This window comes from Pseudomonas oryzihabitans NBRC 102199 (assembly GCF_000730625.1).
GTDB lineage: Bacteria > Pseudomonadota > Gammaproteobacteria > Pseudomonadales > Pseudomonadaceae > Chryseomonas > Chryseomonas oryzihabitans.
In genome coordinates, this window is sequence record NZ_BBIT01000024.1 from 46,273 (window position 1) to 59,471 (window position 13,199).

Below are 13,199 nucleotides of genomic sequence, written 5' to 3' on the forward strand. Positions count from 1 at the left end.
GATTCCTCAGACGGACTGTTCGGCAAGGGTGACGGCGCGGAACATCGCGCGACGCTTGTTGAGGGTCTCTTCCCACTCCGCCGCCGGCTGGGAGTCGGCGACGATGCCGCCGCCCGCCTGCACGTGCAGTTCGCCGTCCTTGATCACCGCGGTGCGGATGGCGATGGCGGTGTCCATGTTGCCGTTCCAGGCCAGGTAACCCACGGCGCCGCCGTAGATGCCGCGCTTGACCGGTTCCAGTTCGTCGATGATCTCCATGGCGCGGATCTTCGGCGCCCCGGAAAGGGTGCCGGCCGGCAGGATGGCGCGCAGGGCGTCCATGGCGGAGAGCTCGGGCTTGAGCCGGCCGGTGACGTTGCTGACGATGTGCATCACGTTGGAATAACGCTCGATGACCATCTTCTCGGTCAGGGTCACGCTGCCGGTGGTGGAGACCCGGCCCACGTCGTTGCGGCCCAGGTCGATCAGCATCAGGTGCTCGGCCAGCTCCTTGGCATCGGCCAGCAGGTCGCGCTCGAGCGCCAGATCGGCTTCTTCGGTGGCACCACGTGGACGGGTCCCGGCGATGGGGCGCACGGTGATCTCGCCGTCTTCCACCCGCACCAGAACCTCGGGCGAACTGCCCACCACATGGAAGTCGCCGAAGTTGAAGAAATACATGTAGGGCGTGGGGTTGAAGCAGCGCAGCGCCCGATAGAGGTCGATGGGCGCAGCCTGGAAATCGATGGTCATGCGCTGCGAGGGCACCACCTGCATGCAGTCGCCGGCCAGGATGTAGTCCTTGATCCGCTCTACGGCGTTTTCATAGTCGGCACGGCTGTAGCTGGAGCGGAAGGCCGGTTCGCTGCCGCTGCCTACCGCGGCGAAGTCCAGGCCCAGGCGCGGGGCGATGGGCTGGCGAATGCGCTCGCGCAGCGCCGCGAGTCGGGCCTGGCCCTGCTCATAGGCGTTCGGCTGGCTCGGATCGACGAGCACGATGCAGTGCAGCTTGCCGGCCAGGTTGTCGAAGACCACAACTTCGTCCGAGACCATCAGCAGGATGTCCGGGGTGCCCAGCGGATCGGGATTGGGACTGGCGCCCAGGCGCTTCTCGACATAGCGCACGCAGTCATAGCCGAAGTAGCCCACCAAGCCGCCATCGAACTTGGGCAGATTGGGCACCACCGGCACGCGATAGCGGGCCTTGAAGGCCTCGACGAAGGCCAGCGGATCCTCGACGGTGGCCGCCTCGAGCTCTCGCTCGCCCTCGTGCACCGTGACCTCGTACCCGCGGGCACGCAGCAGGGTCCGGCAGGGCAAGCCGATGATCGAATAGCGGCCCCATTTCTCACCGCCCTGCACCGACTCCAGCAGATAGGAGTTGGGCGCATCGGCCAGCTTGAGATAGAGGGACAGCGGGGTGTCGAAGTCGGCCAGGGTTTCGAAGGCCAGGGGAATGCGGTTATAGCCTTGAGCGGCCAGGCGCAGGAAGTCGTCGCGGGTCATGATCAGCCTCGTGGCGAGGAAAACGAAAGGTCGGGTGCACAGCGTGCCGGTCTGATACCGGCAGGGACGAAATCAGGCGCGCCAGCGCCAACGGGCCAGGGCCTTGATGACTTTCATCCATGCTCGCGAGGAGCCTGTGCGGGTGACCACCACGATGCGATCTCTTGCTCTTGGGGCGGGGGTTGAAGGGCCACGTTAGCCTAGCCGGCGCGGCATGGCAACCGGCCGGCCACTTCGGCGGCTAGATGAACAGTTCGCGCAGATCGTCGACGACCAGATCCGGCTGCTCGCTGGCGATGGGCTCGCCATGGTTGTAGCCGTAGCTCAGGGCCACGCAGCGCACCCCGGCGGCCCGGGCGGCGCGGATGTCGTTGCGCGAATCGCCGATGAACAGGGCCTGGCCGGCCGCTACCCCCGCCTGCTGCATGACCCACAGCAGGCCCGCCGGATCGGGCTTCTGCTGCGGCAGGGTATCGCCGCCGACGATCCAGTCGAAGTCGCCCAGCCCCATGTCGGCCAAGAGCGGCGCGACGAAGCGTTCCGGCTTGTTGGTGATCACCGCCAGGCGCACGCCCAGGGTGCGCAGCAGCGCCAGGCTGTCCAGCACGCCGGGATAGACGCGGGTCAGGGCGTGACTGCCGCCATAGAGCGCCATGAACAGCGCCAGGGCCTCGTCGGCGGCGGCATCGTCCACCGCGTCATGCCGCATGTCATCCGCCAGTGCCCGGCGTACCAGTACCCGGGCGCCATTGCCGATCCACAGCCGCACCTTGTCCAGTCCCGCCGGCGCGCGGCCCAGGCGTTCAAGCATGGCATCCACCGCGGCGGCCAGGTCCGGCGCCGAATCCAGCAGGGTGCCGTCGAGGTCGAACATCACCAGGGCGGGCGGATGCCCGCCACCGAGGCGTACCAGGGCGCTCATACCGAGCGGGCCTTGGCCAGTTCGGCGCGCATCGCCTGGATCACCGCGGCATAGTCGGGCTGGCCGAAGATGGCCGAGCCGGCGACGAAGGTATCGGCCCCGGCACGGGCGATCTCGCCGATGTTCTTGACGTTGACCCCGCCATCGATCTCCAGGCGGATCGGCCGGCCCGAGGCGTCGATCAGGGCGCGTGCCTCGCGCAGCTTGTCGAGGGTGCCGGGAATGAATTTCTGGCCGCCGAAGCCGGGGTTGACGCTCATCAGCAGCACCATGTCGATCTTGTCCATGACGTACTTCAGGGCATCCAGCGAGGTGGCCGGATTGAACACCAGGCCGGCCCGGCAACCGCCGTCCTTGATCAGCTGCAGCGAGCGATCGATGTGCTCGGAGGCCTCGGGGTGGAAGGTGATGTCGGTGGCGCCGGCCTCGATGAAATCGCCGATGATGCGATCCACCGGCTTGACCATCAGGTGCACGTCGATGGGCGCGGTCACCCCGTAGTTGCGCAGCGCCTTGCAGACCATGGGGCCGATGGTGAGATTGGGCACATAGTGGTTGTCCATCACGTCGAAATGGACCATGTCGGCACCGGCGGCGAGGACCTTGTCGACCTCCTCGCCCAGGCGGGCGAAATCGGCGGACAGGATCGAGGGAGCGATGGCGAAGGGTTGCATGGGATAGCCTCGGCGAAGGTTAAGTGGCGGCATTGTAACGGAGATCCGTCTGCGGCTCGGGCGTTCCCGCTGCCCCGACGGGGCGAACGGCGGTAGGCTCGCCAGGGTCAACCGTCCCCCTGTCGAGGATTCCCGTCGATGTCGTCGCCCGCCCTGCTGCCGCTCTGCCTCCTCCTGCTCGGCCTTGCCGCCCCGGTGCCTGCCGAAGAGGCGCCCACCCCGGCACCGGAAACGCCGGCGGCGCCGGCCGCCGTGGCCCCGGCGTTGGAGCGCAGCCAGGAGCAGCAGCAGGCGCTGATGCGGCAACTGCCCGCCGAGCAGCAGAAGACCCTGCAGGCTGGCGACGAATCCTTTCTCACCCTGCTAGTGCCCGCCGCCCGGGCCAAGGCCGCCGGAACGGTGGTGCTGGTGCCGGGCGATGGCGAATCGGCCGACTGGCCCAATGTGGTGGCGCCCGTGCGCCAGCAGTTGCCCACCTTCGGCTGGCAGACCATCAGCCTGAGCCTGCCCGATCCCTATGACCCCGTGGTGGCGATCGAGCGGGACACCGCGCCGGCGGACACCGACGCCCAGGCCAACAGCGAGCAGGCAGCACCGCCGGTGACCGGCGGCAGCGGTACGGCGCCCGCCGCCCCGACCCAGGCCGAAGCCGGCAGCGGCGAACCGGCCCAGGCGGCGGTCGCACCGGTGGATCCCGAAGCCGCGGCCAATGCCCAGGCCACCCGGGTACTGGCGCGCATCGCCGCCGGCATCGACCTGGCGCTGCAACAGGGCGCCAGCCCCATCGTGCTGGTCGGTCACGGCACCGGCGCCTACTGGGCGGCGCGCTATCTGGCGGAAAAGGAACCGGCCGAGGTCAAGCAACTGGTGCTCATCGACGCCCGCGAACCCCAGGGCATGCCGCCGCGGCTGGACGCCACCATGGGCAAGACCGACCTGCAGATCGCCGACCTGGTGCACGCCCCCGGAGCGGCCGCCCAGCGGCGCAAGGAACGCGCGGCGCAAAAGGCCAACAAGGGCTATCGGCAGATCGATCTGCCGGTGATTCCCGGCGACCGGGCCGCCGAGCAGGAACAGACCGTCCGCCGCCTGCGCGCCTGGCTGGATCGGCTGCCACCGGCCGCTAGCGGAAGCCCCGCCGCGTCTTGATCACCTGGTAGGCGGCATGCAGCTCGGCGGTGCGCTGGGCAGCGGCATAGACCGCCGACTGGCCGGCCCCGGCGCCGGCCTTCTTGTCGGGGTGATGGCGCGAGAGCAGCCGCCGATAGGCCTGCTTGACCGTAGCGGCGTCGGCGTCATCGGTGACGCCGAGCAACTGCAGCGCCTTGCGATACTTCTCTTCATTGCTGGGCTGGCGTGGCGCCGTCTGTACCGGCGGCTGCAAGGCAAGCACCTGGGCTTCGGCCAGGCCCATCGCCTGGCCCCAGCCGAGGATCTCGTCGCGATCGCCGGGGCGCACGCTGCCGCTGATCCAGACCATGCGCCAGCAGGCGCGCAGGATGCCTTCGCTGCGCTCGCTGAGGCGCTGCAGATCGGCCGTCGACGGCAGGGTGCCACCCTTGCCCTGCTCGAAGGCGGCGATGGCCTTCTTGCGGTCGTCGGCGCCCAGCCCCAGACGTTCGATCTCGCCTTCGGCCTGGCGGATGTGGGCGGTCAGCACCCGCCCGCCGCGCTTGGCCAGCCGGCCGAGCATCTGGAATTGCGCCTGGTGCTCGAAGCGCCCGGGGCGCCCCTGCCAGCGCGCCTTCCAGCCCGCCAGGGAGGTCAGCCCCAGTTGCCGCTCGCCGGCATGAGCGAGCAGCGCCACCAGCAGCGCACCGGGAATGCTGGCCACCGCCCAGCCGGCCAGGAAACCCAGCAGCGTCAGCGGCCAGAACCAGATCTTCAAGAAGCCGCCTCGAACAGCCGCTCCGCTTCCGCCAGCCGCTCGAGGGTACCGACGTCCACCCAGCGACCGTCCAGTCGCTGGCCCGAGACCTGCCCGGCGGCAATGGCCGGCCGCAGCACGTCCACCAGCTTGAAGGCTCCGGCCGTGCAACTGGCGAACAGGTGCGGATGAAGCACGGCGATGCCGCTGTAGGTGAGCTTCTCCGGGGCGTCCAGGGTGATCCGCCCGTCCACCAGGCCGAAGTCGCCGCTCGGGTGATGCAGCGGATTGTCGACCAGCACCAGATGCGCCAGGCAACCGGCCGGCAGGGTCAGGCTGCCAAAGACGAAGTCGGTACGGATGTCGCCGTTGACCAGCACGAAGGGCGCGCTGCCCAACAGCGGTAACGCACGGAAGATGCCGCCTCCGGTCTCCAGCGGCTCACCCTCGGGGGAGAAGCGGATGGCGACCCCCAGCGGACTGCCATCGCCCAGGGCGGCTTCCAGCTGGGCGCCCAGCCAGGCGTGATTGATCACCAGCTCGGTGATGCCCGCCGCCGCCAGGGCCCGGATGTGGTGCTCGATCAGCGGCCGGCCGTTCACCTCGATCAGCGGCTTGGGCAGGCTCAGCGTCAGGGGTCGCATCCGCTCGCCCTTGCCCGCCGCCAGGATCATGGCCTTCATGCCTCGGCCCGCTCGGCATGCAGCTCGTCGAGCAAGGCGCCGAGGCCGGCCAGCTCGGGGCGGCGTGCCACCACGGTACGGATATAGGCGATAAAGCGCGGGGTGTCGGCGACATAGCGCGGCTTGCCGTCGCGGTGCCAGATGCGGGCGAAGATGCCCATTACCTTGAGATGGCGCTGCACGCCCATCAGGTCCGAGGCCCGCTGGAAATCGGCGAACTCGGCCTGCACCGGAATGCCGGCGGCGCGGGCCTGCTCCCAGTAGCCCAGCAGCCAGCGCTGCACCAGCGGCTCCGGCCAGCTGAGGAAGGCGTCCTTGAACAGGCTGGTGATGTCATAGGTCACCGGGCCGATGACCGCATCCTGGAAGTCCAGCACCCCCGGATTGGGCGTGCTGAGCATCAGGTTGCGCGGCATGAAGTCCCGATGGACTAGCACCTGGGGTTGCGCCAGGGCGTTGTCGATCAGCACCTCGCAGATGGCCTGCCAGCGATCGAGCTGGCTGGCGCTCAAGGTCGTGTCCAGCTCGCGGCCCACGTACCATTCCGGAAACAGACTCAACTCGCGGGCGAGCAGAGCCCTGTCGTAGAGCGGCAGGCTGCCGTTCGTCGGCTGCCTGCCCTGAAAAGCCAGCAAGGCGTCGATGGCCGCCTGGAAATAATCGTCGGCATTGGCCGCATTGATCACCTCCAAGTAGGTCAGGGTGCCGAGGTCGCTCAGCAGCAGGAATCCCCGCTCCAGATCCTCGGCCAGGATGCGCGGCACATGGACCCCGGCGGCGGCCAGCAGCGCGGCCACCTGGATGAACGGACGGCAGTCCTCCTGTGGCGGCGGCGCATCCATCACGATCAAGCTGCGGCCCTCGCCCGCCCAGCGGAAATAACGGCGAAAGCTGGCATCGCTGCTGGCCGCGGTCAGGCTGCCCACGGGCACCTCACCCCAGGCCTGCTCCCGGAAAATTTCCGGTAGAACGGTGGTCAGCCAGTCTTCTATCTGGTTTAAGCGAACATCTTCAGTCATTTACAGCGGATCCCCCGGCCCTAGCCGATGCGCAGGTCATGTTTTATTATCCGCTATCTTTTTGAGCCCATCGAGAGGCCGCGGCCCCTTAATGGCCGGCGTGCAGGACGACTTTAAGGATGGCCGTGAAAACCCCCGCGTTTCGCAGAAAATTCCCCCTCTTGGTAACCGGCAGCCTGCTCGCCATGCAGCCCGTCACCGCCCTTATCGCCGCACCCGCCGAGCAGTTCAGCTGCAGTGCCGGCGCCGGTGGTGGCTGGTCGTGCAACACCCAGGCACCGACCGCGGCCATCCCGCCCCGTCCCAGCAAGGGCGAGACCCAGGGCGTCGCCGCCGAGCCGGCCGCACGCAAGGGCGACGATGCCGTGCTGGTGACCGAGAGCAAGGGTCGTGCCCTCAAGTCCCGCAGCGCCGACTACAGCCACCTGGACTGGGTCCCGCGCGATCAGCTGACCCCGGCCCAGCTGGCCGAGACCGGCCCCTACTGCAGTGGCGCCTATGTCGAGCCGCAGCGCCCGGGCATGTACGACGACACCCCGACGTCCAAGGCCCCGACCTACGTCTCGGCCAAGGCCTCGCGCTACGAGCAGGAGCAGCAGGTCGCCACCCTGGCCGGCGACGTGGTACTGCGGCAGGGCGGCATGCAGGTGGAATCCCAGGAAGCCAACCTGCACCAGCTGGAGAATCGCGGCGAGCTCAAGGGCAACGTCAAATTCCGCGACAATGGCCTGCTGATGGTCGGCGACAAGGCCGATCTGCAGCTGGACAACGGCCAGGTCCAGGTCGACAACGCCGAATTCGTCATGCACCAGAGCCGCGCCCGCGGCAGCGCGCTCTATGCCAAGCGTGGCGACGACGCCATCATCCGCCTCAAGGATGGCACCTACACCACCTGCGAACCGGGCAGCAACGCCTGGCAGGTCAAGGGCAACACCGTGACCCTGAACCCGGCCACCGGCCTGGGTTATGCGACCAACGCGACGCTGCGGGTCAAGGACATTCCGGTCCTCTATACGCCCTTCATCTACTTCCCGATCGACGACCGTCGGCAGTCCGGTTTCCTGGCGCCCTCGATCAGCACCTCCAGCGACACCGGCTTCGCGATCACCACGCCCTACTACTTCAACCTGGCGCCCAACTATGACGCCACCCTCTATCCGCGCTACATGGCCAAGCATGGCCTGCAGACCGAGGGTGACTTCCGCTACCTGACCCGCAGCAGCGAAGGCGAGGTCTACGGTTCCTACCTCAAGGACACCGATCCGGAGCACGAGGGCGAACCGGAAGCCACCGACAACCGCTGGCTGTACGGCTGGAAGAACCGCAGCGGCCTGGATTCGCGCCTGATGGCCGAGGTCGACTACACCCGCATCAGCGATCCCTACTACTTCCAGGACCTGGACACCGACCTCGGCATCAACAAGCCGACCTACGTCAACCAGCAGGGCCGCCTGACCTACCGTGGCGACACCTTTGTCGCCGGCCTCAACGCCCAGGCCTACCAGCTGGCCACGGTCTCCGACGTGACGCCCTACAACCGCCTGCCGCAGCTGACCCTGACCGGCGCCCTGCCCTACAACCCGGGCGGCCTGGACTTCACCTACGACACCGAGGCGGTGCGCTTCACCCGCAGCTTCGACGACAACACCTACTTCGACCTGGACGACAACGGCAATCGCACCAACGTGCGCAACCGCCCGGACGTCAATCTCTTCGGCCTGACCCGCGCCGAAGGCAATCGCTACCATGTCGAGCCGGGCATCGCCCGCCCGATGACCGCGTCCTGGGGCTTCCTGACGCCGTCGGTGCGCTATGCCTACACGCGCTACGACCTCGACCTGGACAGCACCGGTCAGAACGACCTGAATTCGCCGCTGGTCGGCGGTGGTCGTCGCGCCTCGGCCGGTTCCAGCGTGACCAGCTTCAACGACAGCCCGACCCGTTCGGTGCCGATCTTCAGTCTCGACAGCGGCCTCTACTTCGACCGCACCTCGAATCTGTTCGGCGAAGGCGGCAAGCAGACCCTGGAACCCCGCGCCAAGTACCTCTATGTACCCTATCGCGACCAAGACGATCTGCCAGTGTTCGATACCGGCGAATACACCTTCAGCTACAGCTCGCTGTGGCGCGACAACCGCTTCACCGGTCGCGACCGCATCGGCGACGCCAACCAGCTGGCCCTGGGTGCCACCAGCCGCTTCATCGAGCCCAACGGCTTCGAGCGCGCCAACGTCAGCTTCGGCCAGCTGTTCTACTTCCGTGACCGCGATGTCCAGCTGCCCGGCCTGACCAAGGACGACCTGGCCTATGCCCGCAGCCTGGGTCAGAACATCGACAATCCCCAGGCCACCACCTCGCGTTCGCCCTATGCCCTGGCTGGCATGTATCGCTTCAACCGCGACTGGCGCGTGAACGGCGAGTTCAACTGGGATCCGACCCTGCACCAGACCGACTCCGGCAGCGTCATGTTCCACTACCAGCCGGAAGCCGAGCCGGGCAAGATCCTCAACGTCGGCTATCGCTATCGTGACAACGTCCGGGTGTTCGATCCGAACTTCGGCCGCTTCACCTACAACAGCGACGACTACAAGGTCGACCAGCACGACATCTCCTTCATCTGGCCGATCGTGCCCCAGTGGTCCGCCATCGCCCGCTGGCAGTTCGACTACAACAAGAGCCGTACCCTGGAAGCCTTCGGTGGCTTCGAGTACGACAACTGCTGCTGGAAGCTGCGCCTGATCAGCCGCTACTGGCTCAAGAGCGAAGACGACGTCTTCTACACCGCCCAGAGCTCCGAAGCCGATCGCGGGATCTTCCTGCAGATCGTGCTCAAGGGACTCGGCAACGTCTTCGGCGGCAAGACCGAAGGCTTCCTGGACAGAGGCATTCAAGGCTATCGTGAACGTGAAGACCAAGCTATGTAACGCCCTGCGCCCGCTCGCCCTGGGCGCGGCGCTCGCCCTCACCCCCCTGGCTCAGGCTGCCGTGGTACCGCTGGACAAGGTCGTGGCCATCGTCGACAACGACGTGGTCATGCAGAGCCAGCTCGATCAGCGACTCAACGAGGTCAAGCAGAACATCACCCGCCGCGGCGCCGCGGCGCCGCCGGAAAGCGAATTGCGCCAGCAGGTGCTCGAGCGGCTGATCCTGGAAGACATCCAGATGCAGCTGGCCGGCCGCATGGGCGTGAAGATCTCCGACGAGGAACTCAATCAGGCCGTCGCCACCATCGCCCAGCGCAATGGCCTGAGCGTGGCCGAATTCCGTCAGGCCCTGGCCCGCGACGGTCTCTCCTACGATGCCGCGCGCGAGCAGGTCCGTCGCGAGATGATGATCAGCCGGGTGCGCCAGCGCCAGGTCGGTCAGCGCGTGCAGGTCACCCAGCAGGAGGTGCAGAACTTCCTCGCCTCGGACCTGGGCAAGCTGCAGCTGTCCGAAGAATACCGGCTGGCCAACATCCTGATCCCGGTGGCCGACAACGCCGGCAATGCCGGTCTCGACGCCGCCGCGCGCCAGGCCCAGGACACCTACAACCAGCTGCGTCAGGGCGCCGACTTCAACCAGCTGGCCATCGCCCGCTCGGCCGGGGACAACGCCCTCGACGGCGGCGAGATCGGCTGGCGCAAGGCTGCCCAACTGCCCCCGCCCTTCGACCGCCTGATCGGCAGTGTCGGCGTCGGTGGCATCACCCAGCCCGTGCGCGTACCTGGCGGCTTCGTGATCCTCAAGGTGGAAGAGAAGCGCGGAGGCGAGGCCAGCATCGTCGACGAGGTGCACGTCCGGCACATCCTGCTCAAGCCCAATGCCGTGCGCAGCGATGCCGAGACCCAGCGTCTGGCCGCGCGCCTGCGCGAGCGCATCCAGAACGGCGAGAGCTTCGCCACCCTGGCCAAGAGCTTCTCGGAAGATCCGGGCTCGGCGCTCAATGGCGGCGACCTGGGCTGGATCAATCCGGAATCCCTGGTCCCGGAATTCCGCGAGGTCATGAACAACTCGCCGGTCAACCAGCTGTCGCAGCCGTTCCGCACCGCCTTCGGCTGGCACATCCTGGAAGTCCTGGGTCGTCGGGCCACCGACAATACCCAGCAGGCCCGCGAGCAGCAGGCGTTGAATCTCCTGCGTAGCCGCAAGTACGACCAGGAGCTGCAGACCTGGTTGCGGCAGATCCGCGACGAAGCCTACGTCGAGATCAAGCAGTAACCCCGAGGCCGCAGGCACCCCCTGCGGCCTTCTTGTTTCCGGAGCCCGCCATGGCCCTGCGCTTCGCCCTGACCCCCGGTGAGCCCGCCGGTATCGGTCCCGACCTTTGTCTGCTGCTGGCCCGCGTGGCCCAGCCCCACGCCCTGATCGCCATCGCCAGCCGCGACCTCCTGGCCGCCCGCGCGCTCGAACTGGGACTCGCCATCGAGCTCATCAAGGTCGCCCCCGCGGCCTGGCCCGACCGCCCGGCACCCGCCGGTGCCCTCTATGTCTGGGACACCCCGCTGGGTGCGCCGGTGGTGACCGGCCAGCTCGACACCGCCAACGCCGCCTATGTCCTGGACACCCTGACGCGCGCCGGCCAGGGCTGCCTCGACGGCACCTTCGCCGGCATGATCACCGCGCCCGTGCACAAGGGCGTGATCAACGACGGGGGCGTGGCCTTTTCCGGCCATACCGAATTCCTCGCCGAACTGACCCACACCCCGCAGGTGGTGATGCTGCTGGCGACCGCCGGCCTGAGAGTGGCCCTGGTCACCACCCACCTGCCGCTGCGCGAAGTGGCCGATGCCATCGACCACCAGACGCTGCTGGACGTGACCCGCATCCTGCATGGCGATCTGCAGCGCTATTTCGGCGTGGCCCGGCCGCGCATCCTGGTCTGCGGTCTCAATCCCCATGCCGGCGAGGGCGGTCATCTGGGCCGGGAAGAGATCGAGATCATCGAGCCGGCGCTGGACAGCCTGCGCGCCGAAGGCCTTGATCTCGTCGGACCGCTGCCCGCCGACACCCTCTTCACCCCCAAGCACCTCGAGCACTGCGATGCCGTCCTGGCCATGTACCACGACCAGGGCCTGCCGGTGCTCAAGCACAAGGGTTTCGGCGCGGCGGTCAACGTGACCCTGGGCCTGCCGATCATCCGCACCTCGGTCGACCATGGCACCGCCCTCGATCTGGCCGGCAGCGGACGCATCGACACCGGCAGTCTGAAGGTGGCCCTGGAGACCGCCTACAGCATGGCGGCCCATCGCCGTTCGGTGACCTGAGCGCTCCGGTGACGGCCAAGGGTCTGCTAAACTGGTGGGTCTTTGCCGTCTTGAAATCGCAGGCCCGCTGCCTGCGCCGGAGCACCTGATGACCGAGCTCTACCAACACCGCGCCCGCAAGAGGTTCGGCCAGAATTTCCTGCACGACGCCGGGGTGATCCATCGCATCCTGCGCGCCATCCACGGGCGACCCGGCGAGCGCCTGCTGGAAATCGGTCCGGGCCAGGGCGCCCTGACCGAGGGCCTGCTCGGCAGCGGTGCCCGGCTCGACGTCATCGAGCTGGATCAGGACCTGATTCCCCTGCTCCGACTCAAGTTCGGCCTCAATCCGCTGTTCACCCTGCACCAGGGTGACGCCATGAAATACGACCTCTCCAGCATCGCCGCCGGCGATCGACTGCGGGTGGTGGGCAATCTGCCCTACAACATCTCCACGCCGCTGATCTTCCACCTGCTCAGCTTCGCCGACATCATCGCCGACATGCACTTCATGCTGCAGAAGGAAGTGGTGGAACGCCTGGCCGCGGTGCCGGGCAATGGCGACTGGGGTCGGTTGTCGATCATGGTGCAATACCACTGCCGCGTGGAGCACCTGTTCAATGTCGGCCCGGGCGCCTTCAATCCGCCGCCCAAGGTGGATTCGGCCATCGTGCGCCTGGTGCCCCATACCGAGCGGCCCCATGTGGCCCGCGATCCGGTCATGCTGGAGCGCGTCGTCCGCGAGGCCTTCGGCCAGCGCCGCAAGACCCTCAGGAACACCCTCAAGGGTACCCTGGACAGCGCCGCCATCGAGGCCGCCGACGTCGATCCGGGGCTGCGCCCCGAGCAGCTGGACCTGGCCGCCTATGTGCGCCTGGCCAACCAGCTGGCGTCCAGCTGAAGCCTTTCCACCCGCCTCCGCAGAGAATTCTCCCGTGACCGAGCCCGATCCGCGCTATCTCATCACCGTGCAGGTCACCACCCGCTACCTGCCCGAGCAATCCAGTGCCAGCCAGGAGCGCTACGCCTTCGCCTACGACGTGAGCATCCGCAACGACGGCCAGTTGCCGGCGCAGCTGCTCAGCCGTCATTGGATCATCACCGATGGCAACGGCGAGGCGCAGGAAGTGCGCGGGCCGGGCGTGGTGGGCGAGCAGCCGCTAATCGCCCCAGGCGCAACCCACAGCTACTCCAGCGGCACCCTGATGCCGACCCAGGTCGGCAGCATGAGGGGCAGCTACCAGATGGTCGCCAGCGATGGCCATCTCTTCGAAGCCGCCATCCCCACCTTCCGCCTGGCCGTACCCGGCTCGCTGCACTAGGA

General features: G+C 67.6%; 11 protein-coding genes and 1 pseudogene. 6 read left to right on the plus strand and 6 right to left on the minus strand.

Translation table 11 applies throughout. The features are described 5' to 3' along the window. Window positions 1–6: 6 nt before the first annotated feature. From trpE to rpe, 3 genes and pseudogenes are all read right to left on the minus strand, one after another. On the minus strand, window positions 7–1,485 hold the full coding sequence (gene trpE, locus POR01S_RS21770; RefSeq protein WP_027600736.1) for an anthranilate synthase component I: 1,479 nt from the start codon (window positions 1,483–1,485) through the stop codon (window positions 7–9). A gap of 72 nt (window positions 1,486–1,557) precedes the next feature. Continuing rightward, a pseudogene (locus tag POR01S_RS21775) lies at window positions 1,558–2,407 on the minus strand (phosphoglycolate phosphatase). Beyond that, window positions 2,404–3,081 carry a ribulose-phosphate 3-epimerase gene (gene rpe / locus POR01S_RS21780; RefSeq protein WP_027600735.1) on the minus strand — a complete coding sequence of 226 codons (678 nt, stop codon included), beginning with the start codon at window positions 3,079–3,081 and terminating at the stop codon, window positions 2,404–2,406. The pseudogene POR01S_RS21775 and the gene rpe overlap by 4 nt, the downstream one beginning before the upstream one ends. A 138-nt stretch (window positions 3,082–3,219) precedes the next feature. Here rpe and POR01S_RS21785 point away from each other — a divergent pair, with 138 nt between their 5' ends. Continuing rightward, window positions 3,220–4,230, plus strand: coding sequence for a DUF3530 family protein (locus POR01S_RS21785; RefSeq protein ID WP_042138317.1), 1,011 nt, complete (start codon window positions 3,220–3,222; stop codon window positions 4,228–4,230). Here POR01S_RS21785 and POR01S_RS21790 read toward each other — a convergent pair. Genes POR01S_RS21790 through POR01S_RS21800 form a run of 3 tightly spaced genes read right to left on the minus strand, consistent with a single transcriptional unit; the run spans window position 4,205 to window position 6,650 of the window. Then, a complete protein-coding gene (locus tag POR01S_RS21790) occupies window positions 4,205–4,969 on the minus strand; it encodes a DnaJ domain-containing protein (protein ID WP_027600733.1) in 765 nt (254 codons plus the stop codon). The two genes, POR01S_RS21785 and POR01S_RS21790, sit on opposite strands and share 26 nt — an antisense overlap. Further along, a complete protein-coding gene (gene murU, locus POR01S_RS21795; protein WP_027600732.1) occupies window positions 4,966–5,631 on the minus strand; it encodes an N-acetylmuramate alpha-1-phosphate uridylyltransferase MurU in 666 nt (221 codons plus the stop codon). The genes POR01S_RS21790 and murU overlap by 4 nt, the downstream gene beginning before the upstream one ends. Next, window positions 5,628–6,650: an aminoglycoside phosphotransferase family protein gene (locus tag POR01S_RS21800; RefSeq protein WP_042138318.1), complete on the minus strand. Its 1,023-nt coding sequence runs from the start codon at window positions 6,648–6,650 to the stop codon at window positions 5,628–5,630. The genes murU and POR01S_RS21800 overlap by 4 nt, the downstream gene beginning before the upstream one ends. Before the next feature lie 119 nt (window positions 6,651–6,769). Between POR01S_RS21800 and POR01S_RS21805 the strand changes: the two genes are divergently transcribed. The 5 genes from POR01S_RS21805 to apaG all read left to right on the plus strand — a co-directional run bounded on the left by POR01S_RS21805 (window position 6,770) and on the right by apaG (window position 13,197). Next, entirely contained in the window at window positions 6,770–9,574 is a 2,805-nt protein-coding gene (locus tag POR01S_RS21805) for an LPS-assembly protein LptD (RefSeq protein ID WP_027597519.1), read from the plus strand. Next, complete coding sequence (locus POR01S_RS21810) at window positions 9,555–10,850, plus strand: peptidylprolyl isomerase (RefSeq protein WP_027597518.1); 1,296 nt, start codon at window positions 9,555–9,557, stop codon at window positions 10,848–10,850. The genes POR01S_RS21805 and POR01S_RS21810 overlap by 20 nt, the downstream gene beginning before the upstream one ends. A gap of 50 nt (window positions 10,851–10,900) precedes the next feature. Continuing rightward, window positions 10,901–11,896, plus strand: a complete 996-nt coding sequence (gene pdxA, locus POR01S_RS21815) for a 4-hydroxythreonine-4-phosphate dehydrogenase PdxA (protein ID WP_027597517.1) — start codon at window positions 10,901–10,903, stop codon at window positions 11,894–11,896. 88 nt (window positions 11,897–11,984) lie between these two features. Beyond that, window positions 11,985–12,776 (plus strand): 16S rRNA (adenine(1518)-N(6)/adenine(1519)-N(6))-dimethyltransferase RsmA, encoded by a 792-nt coding sequence (gene rsmA, locus POR01S_RS21820; protein WP_042138321.1) that lies wholly within the window; start codon window positions 11,985–11,987, stop codon window positions 12,774–12,776. 34 nt (window positions 12,777–12,810) lie between these two features. Then, window positions 12,811–13,197, plus strand: a complete 387-nt coding sequence (gene apaG, locus POR01S_RS21825; RefSeq protein WP_042138324.1) for a Co2+/Mg2+ efflux facilitator ApaG/CorD — start codon at window positions 12,811–12,813, stop codon at window positions 13,195–13,197. Window positions 13,198–13,199 lie beyond the last annotated feature (2 nt).

What these genes read in the sequence shown, in the direction of transcription:
- trpE (WP_027600736.1), bottom strand. Translation starts at nt 1,485, where the DNA reads ATGACCCGCGACGACTTCCTGCGCCTGGCCGCTCAAGGCTATAACCGC.
- rpe (WP_027600735.1), bottom strand. Translation starts at nt 3,081, where the DNA reads ATGCAACCCTTCGCCATCGCTCCCTCGATCCTGTCCGCCGATTTCGCC.
- POR01S_RS21785 (WP_042138317.1), top strand. Translation starts at nt 3,220, where the DNA reads ATGTCGTCGCCCGCCCTGCTGCCGCTCTGCCTCCTCCTGCTCGGCCTT.
- murU (WP_027600732.1), bottom strand. Translation starts at nt 5,631, where the DNA reads ATGAAGGCCATGATCCTGGCGGCGGGCAAGGGCGAGCGGATGCGACCC.
- POR01S_RS21800 (WP_042138318.1), bottom strand. Translation starts at nt 6,650, where the DNA reads ATGACTGAAGATGTTCGCTTAAACCAGATAGAAGACTGGCTGACCACC.
- POR01S_RS21805 (WP_027597519.1), top strand. Translation starts at nt 6,770, where the DNA reads ATGGCCGTGAAAACCCCCGCGTTTCGCAGAAAATTCCCCCTCTTGGTA.
- pdxA (WP_027597517.1), top strand. Translation starts at nt 10,901, where the DNA reads ATGGCCCTGCGCTTCGCCCTGACCCCCGGTGAGCCCGCCGGTATCGGT.
- rsmA (WP_042138321.1), top strand. Translation starts at nt 11,985, where the DNA reads ATGACCGAGCTCTACCAACACCGCGCCCGCAAGAGGTTCGGCCAGAAT.